Below are 19,581 nucleotides of genomic sequence, written 5' to 3' on the forward strand. Positions count from 1 at the left end.
GCGGCCCGGCACGGACGGGCCGGCGGGCACCAACGAGGAGCTGGTGGCCCGGCTGCTCGCCGACCGCCGGGCCGAGGTCCAGCTGGCCACGAAGTTCGGCATCACCGGCCTGCGCCCGGGCCCGGGCGGCGGGGCGAGCACCCGCGGCGACCGGGCCTACCCGGCGCAGGCGTGCGAGGCCTCGCTGCGGCGGCTGGGCGTCGACGTCATCGACCTGTACTACCTGCACCGCCGCAGCCTGGACGTGCCGATCGAGGACACCGTCGGCGCGATGGCCGACCTGGTCACGGCCGGCAAGGTGCGCTATCTGGGCCTGTCCGAGGTCACCGCCGACGAGCTGCGGGCGGCCGCCGCGGTGCACCCGAGCGCGGCGGTGCAGAGCGAGTGGAGCCTGTGGTCGCGGGACGTCGAGGCGCAGGTGGTGCCGGCCGCCCGGGAGGTCGGGGCCGGCTTCGTGCCCTACAGCCCGCTGGGCCGCGGCTTCCTCACCGGAACCATGACCCCGGAGAAGATCGCATCCGGCATGCTCGCCGCCGAGCCGCGGTTCGTCGAGCACTTCGCCGCCAACCAGCAGGTGGTCGACGTCGTCCGCGAGGTCGCTGCCGGTATCGGAGCGACGCCGGCCCAGGTCGCGCTGGCCTGGCTGCTGGCCCGGGGTGAGGCGCTCGGACTGCCGGTCGTACCGATCCCGGGCACCCGTTCCCCGGCCCGGGTGACCGAGAATGCGGGGGCCACCGCCGTGCGGCTCGACGCGGCCGCCCGGCGCCGGCTGGACGAGGTCGCGAGCCTGACCAGGGGCGGGCGCAACCTCAGCTTCGCCGCCCCGGACTGGATCTCCGCCGGGCGCGAGTAGCGCCCGCCGGCGGTCCGCTGCTCACCGCCCGGCCCCCGGCGCCGGTTCGCCGGCCGCCGCGGCCACCAGCCGGATCAGCTCGGCCTCCACGTCGTCCAGCGGACCGATCTGCCCGAACGCGCGGGCCAGCCCGACCGCGCCCTCCAGCGAGGCGATGATCGTCCGGGCGACCGACGGCGCCCGGACGGGCGGGACCCCGTCCTCGATGAGCACGTCGATCAGCCCGTCGGTCCACCGGCCGAACACCGCCCGCGCCGTGTCCCGATGCCGCTCGTCCTTGGCGACGGCGGCGGCCAGCACCGGGCAGCCGGCCCGGAAGTCGCTCTTGATCAGGATGCGCCGCCAGGCGTGCAGCACCCACCGGACGATGTGCTCCGTGCCCTGCCCCCGGGTCCCGGCGATGGATTCCGCGACCCGGTCGCCCACGTGGTTCACCGCCGCGTCCACCAGCTCGGCCTTGCCGCCGGGGAAGTGGTGGTAGGTCGACCCGAGCGGGACGCCCTCCTGCTCGGCCAGCTCGCGCAGGCTCATCGCGTCCACGCCGCGGCGGCTGATCATCCGGGCGGCGCCGGTGACCATCCGGGCGCGGGTGTCGGTGGGCATGGGAAAAGTGTATTGCCTGAATACGACGACTGTCATAACCTCTGCCCATGAGCCTCTATGACAGTTGTTATAGCGAGACGATCGCCGCCGACGACGGCCACCCGCTGCGGGTGAGCTGGTTCGTCCCGGACGATCCGCGGGGCGCCGTGCTGGTGGCGCCGGCGATGGCCACCCCGGCCGCGTTCTACCGACCGTTGGCCCGCTGGCTGGCCGCGGCGGGGTTCTTGACGCTGACGTTCGATTACCGCGGCACGGGCAGCGTGGCCGAGCTGAAGGCCGAGTCGGCGGACATCGTGCGGTGGGCCGGCGACGCCGCCAGCGCCCTGGAGGCATTGGTGACGGCGGCCGACGGCCGGCCGGTCACCTGGCTCGGGCACAGTCTGGGCGGCCAGGTGCTGCCGTTCGCCCACCACGGCCTGGTCGACCGGGCGTTCGTGGTGGCCAGCGGCAACGGGTACTGGCGCCACACCGTGCCGGAAGTCCGCCGGCGGGCCCCGCTGCTCTGGCACACCCTGGCGCCGGCCGCCATCGCCGCGGCCGGTTACTTCCCCGGCCGCCGACTGGGCATCATCGGCGACCTGCCCGCCGGCGTGATGCGGCAGTGGCGGCGCTGGTGCCTGTCCCCCGGCTACTTCGAGGCCGACGTCCCGCGGATCCGCGAACGGGTCGCGCACGTCACCACCCCGCTGACCAGCGTCTGGTTCACCGACGACGAGCTGCTGACGGTGGCCGCGGTCGATGCCATGGACGATCTCTACCGGGGGACCGCCGTCGAGCGCCTGCGGCTGGACCCGGTGGCGGCCGGGGTGCCGCGGGTCGGGCATCACGGCTTCTTCCGGGAGGCCGCCCACCCGCTCTGGGAGTCGGTGCTGCTCCCCCGGCTGGCCGCGGCCCCGCCGGCCGAGCCGCTGCCGCCCGCGTCGCCGCCCGCGGTGTCGCCGTCCAGCGTGTCGCCGTCCTCGGTGTCACCGTCCTCGGTGCCGCCGTCCACGGTGCCGCCGTCCACGGTGCCGCGCGACCCGGGCCGCCCGACCCCCCGCGGCGACGCCGCGGTCACCGTGGGCGCGGGCGGGTCGGGGGGCGGGTCGAGCGCGCACTGACCGCGGACCATCCGCCGGTCACAGCCCGGCCGAGCATCCGCAACCACCCCGAACCCGACCCGCAACAACCTCCCGGCACCGACCGCGGAACATCCACCGGCGGCCCCCGGGCGGATCAGAACAGGGTCGGCGGCCGAGCACCCGCCGGCTGCTCCAGCTGGAGCAGGAACGCCTTGCGCTCCAGGCCACCGGCGTACCCGGTGAGGGACCCGTCGTGCCCGACGACCCGGTGGCACGGCACCACGATGGAGATCGGGTTCCGGCCGTTGGCCGCACCGACCGCCCGGGCCAGGCCGGGGTCGCCGAGCTCCGCGGCCAGCTGCCCGTAACTGCGGGTCCGGCCGTAGGGAATGGTGCCGAGCAGCCGCCAGACCGACCGCTGGAACTCGTTGCCGGGCGGGGCGAGCGGGAGGTCGAACGCGGTGCGCTCGCCCGCGAAGTACTCGGCCAGCTGCCGGCGGGCGTCCGTGAAGGCCAGGTCGTCCCGGTGGCCGAAGGTCTCGATCGCCGGGCGGCGGGCGTGGTCGGGGAAATACAGGCCGCGCAGCACCCGGCCGTCGCCGACCATCGTCAGGTCCCCGACCGGGGTCGCAAGGACGGCGTACACGGTTCGATTGTGCGTGGTCACACCTGGACGACGCCCGGCCGACCCGCTCCGTGAGGTCGCCGCCCGCCCCCGCCGCCGCGGGCCTTGGCAGGATCGGCGGATGACCGATCCCCCGGCCCGCCGCCGCCCCCGCGTCCTGGAGGCCGTGCACTGGCCCCGCGAGCGGCCGATCCGCACCATCATCGGCTTCCTGGGTATCGCCCTGGGGGCCCGGATCGTGCATCGGGTCCACTTCGAGCGGGGCACGTCCATCCCCGCCGCCGGCCCGGTGATCGTCGTCGCCAACCACCTGTCCGAGACCGAGACGCTGGCGATGGCCCGGCTGGTCACCGGGCACCACCGGTTTCCGCACTTCCTGGCCAAGGCCGAGGTGTTCACCTGGCCCGTCGTGGGTCGGATCATGCGGGCCGCCCGCCAGATCCCCGTCGTGCGCGGCACGGCCCGGGCCGCGGATTCGCTCGCCGCGGCCGGCCGGGCCCTCGACCGGGGCCACGTGGTGTGCCTGTACCCCGAGGGCACCCGCACCCGGGAGCCCGACCTGCGGCCGGGGCCGGGCAAGACCGGCGCCGCCCGGCTGGCCCTGAGCCACCCCGAGGTGCCTGTGGTGCCGGTCGGCATGTGGGGGCCGCGGCCGGGCACCACGCACCTGTGGCACCGGCACGCGGTCCGGATGATCGTCGGCCGCCCGCTGGACCTGACCCGCTGGGCCGGCCGGGCGGACGAGACCGCGGCGGTGCGCGCGGCGACCGCGGTGATCATGGCTCGGATCACCGAACTGACCGAGCAGGCCCGCGGCGCCCCGTTCGATCCCCGCCCCGGTTCTCCGGCCCACTCCCCGACCGACTCTCCGTCCGACCTCCCGTTCGACCCCCTGTCCGACCCCCCGTCCGACCCCGCGGCCGGCGCCGGGCCGGACACGGACGCCGGGCCGGCCGGCCGGCCCGCCGCCGGAGCAGCCACCGATTCAGGCACCGATCGGGCGGCCGGACACCCCCCGGAGGGCCCGGACGCACCGTCGCTCCGGGACGGGTAAGACCCGCCCGAGGGCCGTTTTGGACGTCCGCGCCATGTGCCGTATGCTTTCGAGGCTCCCAACGGTCGCCGTTGGAGGCTGGGTTCCAAGGCCAAGCCCCCATCGTCTAGTGGCCTAGGACGCCGCCCTTTCAAGGCGGTAGCACGGGTTCGAATCCCGTTGGGGGTACGGGTTCTTCACCCGACTTCGGTCGGAGGAAGAGTCCAGCACGAGGCCCCGTGGCGCAGTTGGTTAGCGCGCCGCCCTGTCACGGCGGAGGTCGCGGGTTCAAGTCCCGTCGGGGTCGCAGTGCGGCCCGGTCTACTCGGACCGGGCCGTTGTGCTGGCCAGGTAGCTCAGTCGGTACGAGCGTCCGCCTGAAAAGCGGAAGGTCGCCGGTTCGATCCCGGCCCTGGCCACCAGCATGACCTGCGGAGACGCAGGTCTCCGCTCCGCCCCGGCCCACCCGTACTCGGGCCCGTGGGTGACCGGCGGGGACGCTCCGTTCCGAATCCGGGCGCGCCGGGAAAGCCCTGAGGCGGTATCCTTTCCGCCTCCCGGCGCATGGGCGCGACATGAGCGCCCCGGGGACCACGTTCGAAATTTCGCGGCCCTCGCCGACCGTGCCGACCGACAGCCCTCCGAGGCCGAGGTTGAGGCCCAGGATCCTGCCCCGGCCACCGCAGGGCAAGCGTTTCGGGCATGCCGTGCTGGAGGGTACGGCCGAGAGTGACCGGTGCGAGGTCGACCGCGGTTGGCGCGGCATCGTCGACGGGTGGCAGGGCCGAGCCGGCGCGCCGGCCGAGGCACCCCGACAGGCGGACCGTGCCGGCCGCGACGACACCTGGGTGCGCGCACGCCGAGCGGCAGGGCCGCTCGGGCTTCTCTCGATCGGTGGACACGACTCACCCCCGGACCCGGTCCGGAGCCGCCCGGATCGGGCGATCCCGGACGAGGGGTTGCGGTTGCGAGTCCGAGGACCGTGTCCATGACCTCGCACGCCGGCGACATCACTGCGGTCGGTGCGTCGACCGTGAGCAGGTGAGGCGTGGGCCACGGCCCGGCGGGCCAGAACTGTGAGTTACGCACAGCCGGATCTGCCGTCCGGCGATCCACGATGGGCTGGTCACCCTACCGGCGAGGCCGCCACGACGTTGAGAGGTTCACCATGTCATTCACTCGGAGGTTCTGGATCGGCCTGGCGGGGATCGCAGTGGCGGGCACGACCATGGTCACGCTGTCGGGTTGCGGCACCGCGAGCACGCCGGAGCAGGTCGCCGTGGCCAGCTCGTCGGCGCCGGGGCCGAGCAATGCCGACCAGGTCAAGGTCGTGCCCCTCACCGTGCCGACGACCACCTTCAAGGCCGGCGATTGGGGTACGGGAATCGTGGTCGAGGCCAGCGGCTTCACCCCGAACGAACCGATCACGGTCGTCCTGACCGAGGACCAGGGTCCGGGCAAGCCGCAGCCCGACGACGAATACCGGACGAATGCCGATGCGTCCGGCAACCTCTCGGCAGTGTGGGTGCCCACCATGGTGACGGTCGCGCCGGACGCCGCCGGCTATCCGTTCTACGCGGTCTCCGCGGAGCAGTCCGGCGAGCCCAACGTGCCGACCGTGGTCACCACCGCCGTGAAGTTGACCATCACCCCGTGATCCGCTCCGCCCCGCGGGGCGGAGCCACCGAATACTACGAAGGGACCGTGCCCGCGATGCGCGCATCCGAAATGAACATCGTTGGTCGACGGCGTCGTCGGATGGTGCTGGGGCTGTGCGGAGGGCTGGCGGTCGGCCTGGCCGGCTGCTCGGCCGGCGCCGCGCCCGGACCGGACCCGCAGGCCGTCGCCCAGGTGGCCTCGTCAGCCGTTGATACCGCCACCGCTCCGGCACCCGCCACGATCGGCTATTCCGGCGGATCGTGGGAGGTCCGGGTGCCCGCCGGGGTGACCGGAGTGACCATTGATGCGGTCGGCGGCGGTGGCGGAGCCGGGGCCACCGGCAACGGCAGCGTCGGCGCAGAGGTCACGACGGTGACGCCACTGCCGGTCACGCCCGATCAACCATTGATCGTGTCGGTGGGTGGTCGAGGGCTGGCGGGCGACATGTCCGCAGGTGCGGGCGGCTGGGGCGGCCTGGGCGCCGCCGGAGGTGACGGCGGTCCCTCCGACGGGCCGGTCGGCGCCGCCGGCGGTGGCGGCGCCACCACCGTCCAGGCCCTGGTCGGCAACGACGACCTGCAGACCGTGGTCATCGCCGGCGGGGGTGGCGGTGGAGGCAGCGATGCCACCGACGACGGAGGACCGGCGACCGGCGGTGCCGGCGGCAAGGCCGGGACCGCACTCCAGACGGACAACGGCAATCCGCAGTACATCGTCTGGAATGGTCTCCGCGGCACCGACGGTGGCGGCCCGGGCGGGGGTGGCGGTGGTATGCCGGCGGACGCCGGCAATCAGCAGATCAGTGGCGGGGCGGGCGGTGCCGGCAAGCGGCCGAACGGCACCGGTGGTGGTGGCGGCGGCGGATTCCAGGGTGGGTACGGCGGCAATGGCGGCGTCACCACCCCGGACGGAACCCACGGCGGCGGCGGGGGCGGCGGGGCCGGGTCGACGGCGGTGTGGGTCCAGGTCGCCGAGAACGTGGTCGTCGCACCCGCGCCGGACCAGTACCGAGGCACGGACGGCACGGTGACGCTCACCTGGGTGACGTCGTAACCGGTGCCGTCGCGAATGGGTCGACGCGTCCCGGCGGTGACATTGACATCGGCCAGAGGTCACCACTTGAGTGAAGTCCGTCATGAATGAGGTGGAGGATCGTTGTCCGTCATCAATTCGACCGCGGCCGGGCCGGCGTGGGCCGGCGTCCTGCCGCACCTCGCGCGGGCCGAACAGGCTCCCCGCCCCCGACTGGTGGGCAGCGCGTCGAGCAGGGCTCCGCAGGGTTCCGCGCTGAGGTTGAACGCGAGTGCGAGCTCAGCCCTCCTGCCGCTGGATCCGAACGCGAACAACCCGATCTCTACCGACTCCGCGACGTTCGAATTCTGGATCCGCACGACGGTGTCGGGGCAGCAGGCCGTGCTCAAGGCCGGCGACTCGGATGCCGTCCCGCTGCATCCGATGATCATCCTCCAGAACGACCAGATCGAGGTCTACTGGGATCAGCCGGGCGGCGCGGGGCTGCTGTCGGCGGACAGCACGCCGGTGACCGACGGACAGTGGCACCACATCGCGATCGTGTTCGATTCAGGCGCGGTGACCTTCTTTAAGGACGGTGTGGCGACCGCGGACTCGCTGACCGTCAGCGCCTCGATCAGCAACCAGCTGTGGCAAATGCAGTTGGGTTCGCTGTGGGGAGGTGCCGCGGGCTTCATCGGCGACATGTGGGACGTGCGAGTCTGGCAGACCGCACGGTCCGCCGACGACATCGCCGACGGCCGGTGGGCAGTCCTGACCGGGACAGAAGGCGGGCTGCTGATCGCGTCGGAGTTCGACCAGGCGTCCGGCACGGCCATCAACCTGGCCGGCGGCTACAGCGGCCAGATCCTGAACGCAACGGTGATCAGCACCGATCTCCCGTCGCCGCAATGCGTGCTGACGCTGACCGGAGCCACCGACGACCGGGTCAAGGTCGACTTGGCCCCCAACGCCACCAGCGCCGCCGCCGGCATCGAGTGCTGGCTCAAGATGTCCCCCGCCGGAGGGGTTTCCGGTACCGCGCAGGCGCTGGTGACCTGCCAGATCGGGAACGGGGTGGCCAGCCCGGGGTTCTACTACGCCGGCGGGGACCAGCTCGGCTTCCGGTGGGGCGCCGGTCAGTCGTACGTGTCGACGGACACCACAACGATCTCGGACGGCCGATGGCACCACGTCGCCGTCACGTTCGATTCGGGATGGGTGCAGTTCTACAAGGACGGCACCCCGACCGCCGACGCGGTGCAGATCCCGGACAACCTGGCGATGACCGGAGAATGCTGGATCGGGTCGGCGACCCTCACCGAGCAGGGCTTCAACGGGTCGCTCTGCGGGGTGCGGATCTGGACGGCCGCCCGCAGCGCCAGCGAGATCTCCTCGTACCGGTGGACGGCACTGTCCGGCACCGAGGACGGGCTCGGGATTCTCGTTGACCTGTCCACCTGCAACCCGTCCGAACCAGCGACGATGGTGCCGGTCAACATCGTCGACTCGACGACCGGCACCCTCGGCGGCGCCGCCGCGGTGCTCCAAGCGGCGCAGCCCCAACAGCCGCAACCCCAACAGGTGTGGGTGTACCAGACGCCGGGGGTCACTCCCGTCGGGCCGATGCTCGGCTCCGCCGGCGTGCTGTGCACGGACAACGATGGCACCACCGGAGCGACCAGCCCGTACCTGCGAATGCTGGACCTCCAGGACGGCTCGGTGTCGTGGTCCACTGAGGTCATCGCCGTCAGCGACATCGCATCGCCCGTCATCCCCGCCGCGGTCGGTATGGACCAGGTCAGTGCTTATGTCGGCATCCAATCATCGGCTCTCGGATTGAATCAGGCCGAGCTGCATGCATTTTCGCTCGCCTCCGGTCAACCGGCATGGGCGACACCTCCGCTGATTCCGGAAAGCACGTTCCAGTGCCGCCCGACGGTCGCCGGCGGCAGCGTCTATGCAGGCGTGCAGCTGACCCTCGGCACCTTGCAGATGGTCCAGCTGCAATGGTTCTCGACTGCCGACGGCCATGCGATCGGTGCCTTCACGCTCGACCCGTCGGCCGAGACTGACTACCTGACCAGGCCGGTGATCTCTCCGGACCAGACGGTGGCCTACCTGGGTCTGGTGACATCGGATTCGGCGTCGTCGGTGACGGCCGTGCCGATCGGCAGCAGCGATCCGGCCAGCAGCCTGTGGTCGGTTCCGACGGCGAACGCGGTCACCGCCGACCCGGTCGCCACCGACACCACCCTCTTCGTGCCCACCGGGGGGACGGTCGTCGCGCTGAACGCGACCGACGGCAGCCAGGCCTGGTCACACGCACTGAGCACTCCCGTAGTCGTCGGTCGCCCGGTCGTGGCCGGCGACACCCTTTTCGTGGGCAGCACCGACGGCAACCTGTATGCCCTGGACACCGCGACCGGCGCCGAGCAGTGGCGGCTGGAGGCCGGTTCGGCGATCATCACCGATGTCGTCAACGAGAACGGGATCCTGTATTTCGCGACTCAGGGCGACGGTGAGAGCAACCCGCCGGCCTTCTTCGCGGTCGACTCCAACAGCCTGGGTAACGACGCGGTCTGCTACGAGATCCCCCAGGCCGACACGATCCTGTTCGTGCAGGGTGGGGTGACCAACGGGGTGGTCTACTTCTACGGTCAGCTGGCCGTCTACGCGGTCAACATGTCCAACGTCGTGCACGAGTTCTCCGTGAACAGCAAGCTCATCGTGGAGAACTACGACATACCAACGGATACCAGCCAGGACCCGGTCGGCAGCGATACCTCCTACCGGATCACCCTGACCCTGCGGGACACCCTGGGCATGGTCCGCCCCCAGCAGCCGGTCAAGCTGTGGTCGGCGGGCACCTTGTACCTGGTCAATCAGGGCACCGCGACGGTCCCGATCGGACCCGACACCCCGCTGTGGCTGACCACCGACGGCTCCGGCGAGATCACCCTGGCAGTCAGTGCGTTCGACGACGGAACCCCCTCGGGCAACCCGAACGTCGCCTGTCCACCGCTGTACGCATGGGCGAACTTCATGGCCGCCGACGAGGCCGTCGTCATCTACCCGGACCATGAGCAGCTGACCACCCTGTCCACCGTCCAAGGCCCCACTCCCACGGACGCGGTGGTGGCGACCGGGCCGGCCCCGTCCTACCTGGACCAGGCAACCGGGTACGACGGCACGCCAGTGATCCTGTCCCAGTACCAGGACTCCGCATCCCTGACCGCGATCGCCTCCACGATCCGGAACACGGTCGGCACCCGCAACAGCGGCTCGGTCGGCGCCACCGCCCTGACCGCAGCATCCCCGCTCAACCGGCACGTGTCGCCCCGGATGGTGCTGCCGGTAGCGCTGTACGCGGCGGACGCCTCCGTGCCCGCGACCCGGCCGTACGTGCCCGGCTCCGACACGACCTTCACCGTGGATCTGAGCAGCGGGTTGCCGGTGTATACCGCCGGTACCTACGACCCGACCCCGCCGCCGGCCGTAGCCACCGGCGCCCCGCCGGTGGGCGGGATCTTCAGCGACATCAAGGACTTCGTCAGCAACGTGGTCAAGGGCGCCGAGAAGGTGGCCAAGCTGGCGTGGCAGTTCACCGAGAACGCCGTCCAGACCGTGATTCACACGGCCGAGAACGAGTACGACCTGGTCATCCACACCCTGGAGGATGCGGTCACCGCGGTGGTCGGATTCCTCAAGAGCGTGGTCGCGGACATCCGCAAGGTCATCCAGTGGCTGTCCGCACTGTTCAACTGGAAGAACATCCTGGCCAACCACGCCTACATCAGGAATTCGATCTCCAACCCGACCGACCCGGCCAACCCGGGCATCGTGGACCGGATGCTGACCTGGCTCGGCAGCGAGGTCAACGGTGGCAGCGACACCAGCGGCATCCTGGCCCAACTGTCGGGCAAGGCTTCCTCGTCGATGGGCACCACCGCGACATCCGCCAGCGGCCAGACCGTGCAGAACTCGCAGGCGGGCGGCAACGACCCGGATGCGATGTACAACTACGGCGGCACCAACAATTCCACCCAGTGCCACTGGATGAGCCAGAAGGTCAACGAGAACAGCAGCGGCATCACAGTCGGCCCGACCCCAACCGGTCTGCTCACCGGCGGCTGGGACAGCGGCGCCGTCGTCGCCGCCCACGACCGGTTCATGACCGCCATGCTGGCCGCCCTCGACGCATCGTTCAGCGGTCTACCGGATCAGGTGAGCCAGCAGGCGCATCAGGCCAGCAACAGCTTCAAGGATCCGAAGACCTTTGTCAGCACCGGGATCTCAGAAATCATCGGCTTCTTTGAGGTCCTCGGGGACGATTTCGTCACCTTTGCGCAGCAGATCGCCGCCGACTACCTCGCGATGGCGAACACGATCCTGCAGCAGATCATCAGCTATCTGAACACTCCGATCAGCATTCCCTTCGTCTCCGACCTGTACAAGGCCATCACCCACGGCGACGAGCTGACCTTCCTTGATCTGGCCTGCCTGCTCGGTGCCATCCCGGGCACCATCCTGCTCGGTGTGCTGACCGGATCACCGACCATCCCCACCGACGACACCACCGGCGCCGTCGCCACCGATCCGCAGGCGGTGCTCGCCGGACGCATCCTGCTCGGCATCGTCGGGTGCGCATTCGACTCCCTCGCGACCGTGGCCGACGTCATCGCCTACTCCGTCGCCATCAACAGCCCCGACAACGACGACGACTGGCTCGACCCTCTGGACCTGGTCGCCGACTTCATCGACTGGGCGGTCACCATGGTCGTCCAGTTCGGCTGGTCGGCGTTCGCGGCTCAGGATTGGATCTACTGGGGCATCCAGGCCGCCCCGCTGCTCTGGAACCTGATCGGCATCATCCAAGAAGAGACGTGGCAGGAACAGGCCGGTCGCGACACCCTTTTCGGGGTCATCATGATCGTGGTCTCCGCCGTCTATGCCCCCATATGGCCGAGCGGGTATCTCAATGCCGGCAAGGCCAAGGGACTTGCCCTGACCGCCAACATCTTTCAAGGTCTGTACAGCGTGTCGGAGATCCTGCTGATCCTCGGGGGCAAGGAGTACGAGCTGGTGGAGTACGTCACCATGATGGTCGTCACCGAGATCTACAGCCTGCTCGGTTTCGCGACGAACGTGGTCCAACTCGTCGAGGACGGTGCCTGATGCCCGCTCCGATCGGCATCGCTCCAGCCGCCCCGACCGGCTACACCCGACGCCAGGCGTTCAAGCTGGGCGCGAGCGCTGCCGGGATCCTCGGCGCGATCGGGGTCGTCGGCCTGGTCGGCCCGGTCGATGACGCGGCCGCCCAACGGCAAACCGCCGCTCCCCTGGTCATCCCGCCGAACCTGCCCCGGCTCTTCGGCTCCCCCACCGACCTTGCCATCAACCGGCCGGATCACGCGTGGGCCCTCGAAACGGACGGAGCGGTCCACCGCTTCGACCCGGACCAGCGGATCTGGAGGCGCAGCGACGTCCGCTGGGAGGACGTCCTGGCGTCCGGCACCGCGTACCTGGCCCAATGGGGCCGGCCCACCGGGCTGCACCGGCTGGTGCTGGTCTTCGGCGCCACCGAACCTCCGCCCACGACACCGACCACCCCCACCACGACGCCAACGACCACCACCTCCACCTCGGCCACGACATCCAGCACGCCACCGCCCTCCGGTGGCGGTTCGTCGTCGCTGCCGTCCTCGGCGGCATCGACAGCGACGGCGCCCACCACCCGCTCATCCTCCGGGTATCCGGGCTACTCGGGCGGAGCCGGCGACTCGGGTGCCGGGTCGCCGCTGGCCTCCACCGGATTCGACGCGATCCGCATGCTCGTCGCCGCGATCGGCGCGCTGATCGCCGGCAGCGTGCTGACCCTGTGGGCACGCCGCAATGCGGTCGCGGCCGGGTCGCCGCCGGTCGAAGCATCTGACGACCCAGCTCCGCCCGGCGCGCCAGACTCGTCCGGCGCCGAGCGCTGATCGGTGTCGCGGTCAGTCGCTTGCCGATTCGGTCGGCGCTGGAATCACGGTCTCGTCATCGACACCGACGAAGGAGAAGGAGTCGATGCTGCCGAATTCGGTGATCACCTCGATCGGGTAGGTCGGACCGGCTGTCCGGAACCGACGCATGTCGTCCAGATGGTCGTTCTGATAGATGGCGATCTTGGAAGCGTCCTGGACGACCCACTGTGGGAAGAATGTGCTGCCGTGCACCCTGCGTGTGACCGGCAGATAGTCGACTGCCACGCAGGTTCCGGTGGGTTCGGTCCACGAGAGCTTGAAGTGATCGTGATCCAACTGCACCAGATCGACGCGCTGCCCCTTGACGACCCGGCCGCCCACGTCGCCGGTGTACACGTGGTAGTCGATCGTCGTTGCATTCTTGATATACGTTTCGTAGGTCCAGCCGTTGTCGTAGGTGTAGACGATGCGGTACCCGACGATTCCGGAGAGAACCTGCACAGGCGGTTCCGGGCACGAAGTCGATCGCTCGCCGGGCTGCGGATCAGCGTTCGAGACAGTCATCGGTGCTTCCTTTCGGATGTCACAAGATTCATGGCCGCGGCGCACGCGTGGTCGGGCAATCATCATGAGGAGACGGAGATGGTCCCGCACCGGTCGCGTTGGTGGTCGGCGTGTTCGTCGTACCGACCACCCCGAGCCGATCACCGGAAGAGCTCGGCCACCTTCAGCTGGTCGTAGTATCCGATGACCTGGTCGACTTTGTCTCCGGTCACGTGCATCAGCCAGCAATAGCGCATGTTGTAGTCCGTACCGTTCTTGCCCAGACCGCCGGCCGTCGTGAACTCGACGACACCCCATTGACCGTCGGCCAGGATGCGCTCGACCTTGGGGGTGGGCCATCGTTCCAGCCGTTCATCGAGCTTGCGGTAGACGCCATCGGCGTAGGCCTGCAGACCGTGGAAGGTCCCCGACACGGGCGACGAACCGGTAGCCGTCCACACCAGATCCTTCGACAGGTGGGCCAGGAAGACATCAGCCGTCCAACCGGACTCCGCCAGCCGTTCGAACCAGTCGCGGAGGAATGTCCCGACGTCCTCAGTCGAGGTCCTCTCCATCGGCTGCGTGATCGTGCTCATGATCTTCTCTCCGTTCGTCCAGGGTCACTGCGACGGTCGTGGCGGCGCACGGCCGGTCACCCGTGATGTGCTCGTGTCACTGCTTGTTCATCGTGTCTCGCGTTGCCCCCGATGCGACTGTGCGAAGTTCACAGGATCGTCGGCGGACCACCGGGACCACCGGACCCGGACGCGCCGTCCGGATGGTGCGACCCGACCGGAAGAACGGCGCCCGGCGATCGGCTGTCCGCATCGAGAAGCCGCGTCGCTGACAGGATCACCGGAGCAGGCGGGCGGCAGCCCGGCGTGCCCGCGTCGAGGGGGCCGCGGCACCATCTGCGACCGGCCGAACCGGTGCCGGCGGTAGGGTGCGCACATGACGGTCCGCATTCCGATTTCGCGGCGGTACATGTGGCTCGGGGTCCTGACCGTCGGGGTAGCACTGTTCGTACTCACCCGGCTGGCGTGCCAGATCACCGGGAATCCACATCTGTGGCCGGCGTACCTGTTCGTCGGGGCGCTGATTCTCCCCGCCACCGTTGTCAGCTTCACCGATGGGATGTCCGCCGAATTCGATGTGCAACCTGTGCACCTGATCGTGATCGCCACCGTCGGCGGTGTGGTCGGCGTGGTCCTGGCGGGCCTCGGCGAGTATGGCTTTCAGGTTGTGTCCGGCGAACTGTCGAGAATCGCGATTGCCATGATCGAGGAGGGATGCAAACTCATCGTCCCGTTCGCCGCCCTGCTGCTGGTCCGGCGCAATGCAGCCAACGGGTTGATCATCGGTATGGCCGCGGGGGGTGGATTCGCCGTCATCGAGACGCTCGGCTACTCCGCAGCCGCGATCGTCCACGCGGGGAGCACCCTGTCCGATGTGGACGACATTCTCTGGGATCGTGGGCTTTTTGCTCCGGCCACGCACATTGCCTGGACTGGCCTGGCCGGCTGCGCGCTCGGGTACGCGGTCCAGCACCGATGGTCGATGGCGGCGATCGTCGTCTTCCTCGGCGCATTCGCATCGGTCGTGCTGATTCACTCTCTGTGGGACTCGAGCAACACCGGCGGATACCTCGTGCTCTCGGTCATGAGCCTGTCCGCAATGTGGTGCGTCGCCTCTGTCGTTGCTGTCCGCGGCGCATAGGACGGCTCGAAGCCGCACCGGCGGCGTCAGCGGCCGTGCCGGGCAAAGGGGAGCAGCCCGGCCGGATCGCTCCTCCTGCGGACGGCATCGAGCCGGTCGTTCTGCGCGGGAGTCCACGCGCCGATGACGTCGTCGGGATCGTTCCCGCGACCGACGAAATTGATCAGCTGCGTCGGGGCATGCCACGGCACGACGGCACCGAGCGCCGATCGCACCGCGGCCAACCGTTCGGCGTCGCCGAGCGCGGGATTCGGGGCGGCATAGACATTGAGCAGATGGGCGCAGGATCGCCCCCCGACCGCGTTCGGCGCGGCGGCCGGCCGGGCCACCGCACCACCCAGGGTGCGAATCTCGACGGATGACAGGGGCGCCTCGGTGGCCGGGCCGACGACGGCCAGCAGGGCCCGCACGGTGTCCTCGCCGAGCCCGGCCAGGGCCTTCGAGCCGTTCGCGACCGGCATGGGGCCGGTCGGGTCACCGTGGACGGTGCCGATCTTCGTGAACGGCAGCTTGCCGATGGTGTCGAGCACGGGCGTCGCCGCACGGCGCATCGTCGCGAGCTGATGTTCGGCGTCGGCGGGTATGTCCGTGCTGACGAACCGGAGGTGGACGACGATGCGCCCGCGGATCGGCTCGGGCAGGGCATCGCGGGCCGGGAGCCGCAGCAGCGCAATCGATGCCGTGGACGACTCGGGGAGTGCCGGTGACCAGTGGGCGAACGAGGTCAGCACGTCGAACGCATGGGCCGCGTCGAAGTACAGCCCTCCCCCGTAGACGGTCGTGAGTGGGAGCAGTTCCACGGTCACCGCGGTGACGACGCCGAAGCCGCCCTTGCCGCCCCGCAACGCCCAGAAGAGGTCCGGATCCGAGTCGGCCGTGACGGTCCGAGGACCGTCGGCCGGCGTGACGATGTCGATCGATCGCACGCGGTCGGTCGAGAACCCGAAGGTGCGGGCGAGCGGCCCCAGCCCGCCGCCCAGCAGGTAGCCGGCCACGCCGACGCCGGGGGCCGACCCGCAGAGCGGGGCAAGCCCGTGCGGCGCGGTCGCGGCCAGCACCGGCTCCCAGGTCGCGCCGGCCGCGATGCGGGCCAGGCGGGCGCCGCTATCGACCTCGACCGACCCGAATCGTTGCCGGGTGAGCCCGATACCGCCGCCCACGTTCGCGAGCCGGCCGTGTCCTGATCCGATGACGGTCAGGCGCTCGCCGTGATCGGCGGCCACGGCGACCGCACTCGCGACGTCGGCTGCGGTGTCCGCCACGACCACCAGATCGGGAGCGATGGTCACCGCCGTGTCGAAGCCGGCCGTGGCCTCGGTGTACCCGGGATCCTGGGGGCCGACCACCCGGGTCACCCCGGCTGCCCGGAGCTGGTGCGCAATGGACGTCATCGGTGTCTCACTCCTGCGGTGTCAGGTGGACGCACGGGCGAGACGTGCGATCCGACGGCGCACAAGATGTGGCCCCTCACGCGGACATCGACTCCGCCCGGAGGATTCCGGTGAGCTGATGGCGGGAGTGCACGCCGGCCTTGCTGTAGATCCGGCCGAGATGGAAGCTGACGGTACTCGTGGTGATGAACAGCTCCTGGGCGATCTGCTTCATGCTCAGTCCGCCGGCCAGCAGGGTCAGCACGTCCAGTTCGCGGTCGGACAGACCGAACCGGGCGCCGAGGACGCGGAGCGACACGGTGACCGGCTCGGCCCCGTTTTCGCTCGGCCTGCCGCCGTCCGGGTCGCTCTCGTCGAGCCGCAGGTGGGGGCGGTCGAGGTAGGACTCGGCACCCAGCCGGCGGTAGATGTCCAGCGCGGTGGCGGCAGCCCGAGAGGCCCGGCTCCGCTCTCCGGCGATCAGCTCGAGACGGGCCTGATCGGACAGGAGGTGAGCGCGATAGAACGGAACGGCCTGCGCGCCGCTGTCGGCGGCTCGGCGGGCGAAGTCGAGGGCGGTTCGCTGGTCGCCCCGCCGTTCGGCCATGAGCGCACGCAACCAATCGGCCACGGCAGCGGCCCACGCCGGCGCGTCGGGCCCGGCATCGACGAGCTGCAGCCAGGTCTCGGCCTGCTTCAGGTCGTCGGCCCAGATGGCAGCGAGGACGGGGGCCGCCATCAGGGGGCCGTGCACCGACTGCAGGCCGATGTCAAGGGAAGTGGGCCAGCGGGCGCGGTAGCTGGGCAGCAGCTCCGCGCGGGCGGTCTCGGCGCCGGCCTCGGCATGCAACCGCACCACCGCGACCTCGAGGATCTGGGCGATCGGCTCCGGCCAGGGGGTCTGGGACAGCCGCGACTCCAGTCGACCCAACAGGCGATCGGTCTCGGCGAACTCGCCTCGCCCGGCGCCGTCCAGGATGACAACCGCACCCACCGTGGGCAGTGCCTCGCCTCGGGCGCTCTGCACGGCGAGGCGAAAGTGGACCCGGGCCAGATCCCAGCGACCGGTCCACCAGTACAGGTAGCCGAGGAAGGCGTGGACTCCCCCGGGTGAGGCCTCGGCCTCCCGCCCGGCGGCAATTCGGGCCTGGGTCACCAACTGGTCCCGCAGGGCCAGATCGAACTGGCCGCGGAACATCCGCATCATTCCGCGGACCCCGACCAGGGGGGCCAGATCGTCGGGTACCGCCGCCGGATCATCGGGAAGGGGTGGCAGGGTGGCCAGCATCGCCTCAGAGCCTTGGACCCGGAGCGCGACGATGGCAGAGGCGTATCTGAGCATGGGCGTCATCGCCGCGTCGGTGACGCCGAGTTCGGCGCACTGCTGAATTCCGGTCAGGACGAGGTCCGTCGCGGCGCCGGATGTCGTTCTGGCCCAGGCAAGCAGGGCCTGGAGGCGGTAGTGGACCCGGGCGCGGTCACGATCGTCGCCCGGGGGCCCGCCCAGCAGGTCGGGGTCCGCCGCCAAGATCTGCACGCCGAGCACGGGAGCGCCTTGGAGGATCTCCGTTGCGCCCAGCACCAGCGCGCGCCGGCCGGCATCCCGGGCCAGCCGGACGCGGTCGAACTCCGTCCGGACGGCGACGAAGTCACCCGCCACCGCCCCCAGGTACAGCGAGTCCAGCCAGCGACGCTCCCGCCGGTCGACATCCGAGGTCAGGCCGGCAGACTGACGAAGGAACTTGGCGGCATCACGGTAGCGTTGCTGGTCGTAGCAGGACCAGCCGAAACCCGCCAGCTCCTCGGCCAGGGCGTCGTCGTATCCCGTCGTGGCCGCCACCCGATGATCCAGGACTGCGTCCCGCGGCCCAACGACCTTCGCTGCGCGGGCGTGCATCTCGCGTCGCTCCGGCAGCGGTGCCTGCTGGTACACCGCGGACCGGAGGAGGGCGTGGGCCGCCCGCACCTCGGCGCCGCCGGCCAGGTCGCGGATCACCGCCAGCCCGGCGGCGGTCAGCGAATCCACCGCCGCCTCCGGATCGGCGACGCCGGCGACTTTCGCCGCATCGGTGAGCGGGACCCATCCGGCCCCCAGGACGACGACCGCACGCAGCATGCGCGTGGCCGGGATGCCGAGCCGGGCCAAATGCTGCTGGGTGATCCGGGCGAACTGCTCCGGTGCCGGCGCGACCCGGCTGCCCACCAAGGTGGCCCGGTCGTACTCGGACAGCAGCGCGGTCAGGTAGAGCGGATTGCGTCCGGTGTGCTCCCAGAGCATCCGGACATCCGATGGCTGCAGCCCGGGCTGCAGCCGCTGCGCCAGTTCCTGCGCCTCGGCCAGACTCAACCCCTGGAGGGAGACCCGCACGACCCGATCGGACCGGTCCACCCAGCGTTGCCACTCCGGATGCAGGTCACCCAGGGGTCGGGTGGCCACCATGAGCAGCAGGCGATCCCCGGACATCCGCCGCATCAAGGCGATCAACGCCTGGACCGACTCGGGATCGGCCCATTGCAGATCGTCCAGTCGCAGCAGCACCGGTTGGTCCGGGCCGATGGCGTCCAGAACCGAGCGGATCTCCTGGGCAATGAGGAACGGGGAGGAGATTCGCGGGTCCGCGCGGTCGATGGACAGGCCCCATCCGACCAAGCTGGCATACGGATCGACGTCACCGTCCAGGCCCTCGGCCGACACGACGGTGAAGCCCTGGGCTCGCCGCGCGACCTCGTCCAGGAGCGTCGACTTTCCCATGCCGGACTCGCCGGTGATGACCAGCGTCGTCGGTTCACCCGATCGAGCCCGCGGCAACGCCGACGCGGCCAGATCCGCAGCCGATCGCCAACCGGATGACGGATCCATGGTGCCTGGTTCCACCGATTCACTGGACACGGGATGCCCTTTCCGCTGTCGGCCGACACTTCATTCAAGCGGACCCGGTCGGATCACGGAGCGATCGAGCGCCCATGGTCGACCCGTCGTCGGCCGACATGGCCAGGCGTCCGGTGAGGTAGCCCTGGACGGTGGGTCCGATCAGGGTGACCACCGTGTCGTCGGGCAGGTCGGTCATCGGCGGGAGGCGCCAGACGTAGCGGGTCATGGCCAGGCCGACGAGCTGGCTGGCCACCAGCCCGGCCCGGAGT

Annotated in this window: 14 protein-coding genes, 3 tRNA genes and 1 pseudogene; 11 read left to right on the plus strand and 7 right to left on the minus strand. The window is 70.5% G+C overall.

What is annotated here, in order from left to right:
* A partial coding sequence (locus ACOJUF_RS15820; RefSeq protein WP_420122790.1) for an aldo/keto reductase occupies positions 1-853 on the plus strand: 853 nt, incomplete at its 5' end.
* A 21-nt stretch (positions 854-874) separates the two neighbouring features.
* Here ACOJUF_RS15820 and ACOJUF_RS15825 read toward each other — a convergent pair.
* Positions 875-1,456 carry a TetR/AcrR family transcriptional regulator gene (locus ACOJUF_RS15825; protein ID WP_420122791.1) on the minus strand — a complete coding sequence of 194 codons (582 nt, stop codon included), beginning with the start codon at positions 1,454-1,456 and terminating at the stop codon, positions 875-877.
* A 47-nt stretch (positions 1,457-1,503) separates the two neighbouring features.
* Here ACOJUF_RS15825 and ACOJUF_RS15830 point away from each other — a divergent pair, with 47 nt between their 5' ends.
* Complete coding sequence (locus tag ACOJUF_RS15830; RefSeq protein WP_420122792.1) at positions 1,504-2,556, plus strand: serine aminopeptidase domain-containing protein; 1,053 nt, start codon at positions 1,504-1,506, stop codon at positions 2,554-2,556.
* A gap of 115 nt (positions 2,557-2,671) precedes the next feature.
* Here the strand turns inward: ACOJUF_RS15830 and ACOJUF_RS15835 are convergent, their stop codons facing one another.
* Positions 2,672-3,163 (minus strand): methylated-DNA--[protein]-cysteine S-methyltransferase, encoded by a 492-nt coding sequence (locus ACOJUF_RS15835; RefSeq protein WP_420122793.1) that lies wholly within the window; start codon positions 3,161-3,163, stop codon positions 2,672-2,674.
* Between the two features lie 100 nt (positions 3,164-3,263).
* Between ACOJUF_RS15835 and ACOJUF_RS15840 the strand changes: the two genes are divergently transcribed.
* The 8 genes from ACOJUF_RS15840 (at position 3,264) to ACOJUF_RS15875 (ending at position 12,829) form a co-directional block, all read left to right on the plus strand.
* Entirely contained in the window at positions 3,264-4,196 is a 933-nt protein-coding gene (locus tag ACOJUF_RS15840; RefSeq protein WP_420122794.1) for a lysophospholipid acyltransferase family protein, read from the plus strand.
* Positions 4,197-4,291: 95 nt separating this feature from the next.
* Positions 4,292-4,364, plus strand: a tRNA-Glu gene (locus tag ACOJUF_RS15845).
* A 44-nt stretch (positions 4,365-4,408) separates the two neighbouring features.
* Positions 4,409-4,482 (plus strand) — tRNA-Asp (locus ACOJUF_RS15850).
* 38 nt (positions 4,483-4,520) lie between these two features.
* Positions 4,521-4,597 (plus strand) — tRNA-Phe (locus ACOJUF_RS15855).
* Between the two features lie 746 nt (positions 4,598-5,343).
* Entirely contained in the window at positions 5,344-5,832 is a 489-nt protein-coding gene (locus ACOJUF_RS15860) for a hypothetical protein (protein WP_420122795.1), read from the plus strand.
* Positions 5,833-5,888: 56 nt separating this feature from the next.
* A complete protein-coding gene (locus tag ACOJUF_RS15865; RefSeq protein WP_420122796.1) occupies positions 5,889-6,887 on the plus strand; it encodes a hypothetical protein in 999 nt (332 codons plus the stop codon).
* 240 nt (positions 6,888-7,127) lie between these two features.
* Positions 7,128-12,023 (plus strand): LamG-like jellyroll fold domain-containing protein, encoded by a 4,896-nt coding sequence (locus tag ACOJUF_RS15870; protein ID WP_420122797.1) that lies wholly within the window; start codon positions 7,128-7,130, stop codon positions 12,021-12,023.
* On the plus strand, positions 12,023-12,829 hold the full coding sequence (locus tag ACOJUF_RS15875; protein ID WP_420122798.1) for a hypothetical protein: 807 nt from the start codon (positions 12,023-12,025) through the stop codon (positions 12,827-12,829). The genes ACOJUF_RS15870 and ACOJUF_RS15875 overlap by 1 nt, the downstream gene beginning before the upstream one ends.
* Before the next feature lie 12 nt (positions 12,830-12,841).
* Here ACOJUF_RS15875 and ACOJUF_RS15880 read toward each other — a convergent pair whose 3' ends face one another.
* Positions 12,842-13,375, minus strand: a complete 534-nt coding sequence (locus ACOJUF_RS15880; RefSeq protein ID WP_420122799.1) for a phenolic acid decarboxylase — start codon at positions 13,373-13,375, stop codon at positions 12,842-12,844.
* Positions 13,376-13,515: 140 nt separating this feature from the next.
* On the minus strand, positions 13,516-13,950 hold the full coding sequence (locus ACOJUF_RS15885; RefSeq protein ID WP_420122800.1) for a nuclear transport factor 2 family protein: 435 nt from the start codon (positions 13,948-13,950) through the stop codon (positions 13,516-13,518).
* Positions 13,951-14,305: 355 nt separating this feature from the next.
* On the opposite strand from ACOJUF_RS15885, the gene ACOJUF_RS15890 reads away from it, so the two are divergent.
* The gene (locus tag ACOJUF_RS15890; protein ID WP_420122801.1) at positions 14,306-15,070 is read left to right on the plus strand and encodes a PrsW family glutamic-type intramembrane protease; all 765 of its coding nucleotides are present in this window, start codon (positions 14,306-14,308) and stop codon (positions 15,068-15,070) included.
* Positions 15,071-15,096: 26 nt separating this feature from the next.
* Here ACOJUF_RS15890 and ACOJUF_RS15895 read toward each other — a convergent pair whose 3' ends face one another.
* The 3 genes and pseudogenes from ACOJUF_RS15895 to ACOJUF_RS15905 all read right to left on the minus strand — a co-directional run.
* Positions 15,097-16,461, minus strand: a complete 1,365-nt coding sequence (locus ACOJUF_RS15895) for an FAD-binding oxidoreductase (protein ID WP_420122802.1) — start codon at positions 16,459-16,461, stop codon at positions 15,097-15,099.
* 76 nt (positions 16,462-16,537) lie between these two features.
* The gene (locus ACOJUF_RS15900; protein WP_420122803.1) at positions 16,538-19,315 is read right to left on the minus strand and encodes a LuxR C-terminal-related transcriptional regulator; all 2,778 of its coding nucleotides are present in this window, start codon (positions 19,313-19,315) and stop codon (positions 16,538-16,540) included.
* Between the two features lie 49 nt (positions 19,316-19,364).
* Positions 19,365-19,581: pseudogene (locus ACOJUF_RS15905) on the minus strand (TetR/AcrR family transcriptional regulator); the annotation flags it as partial.

It is taken from the genome of Nakamurella sp., assembly GCF_048594475.1.
In the GTDB taxonomy this organism is placed as follows: domain Bacteria; phylum Actinomycetota; class Actinomycetes; order Mycobacteriales; family Nakamurellaceae; genus Nakamurella.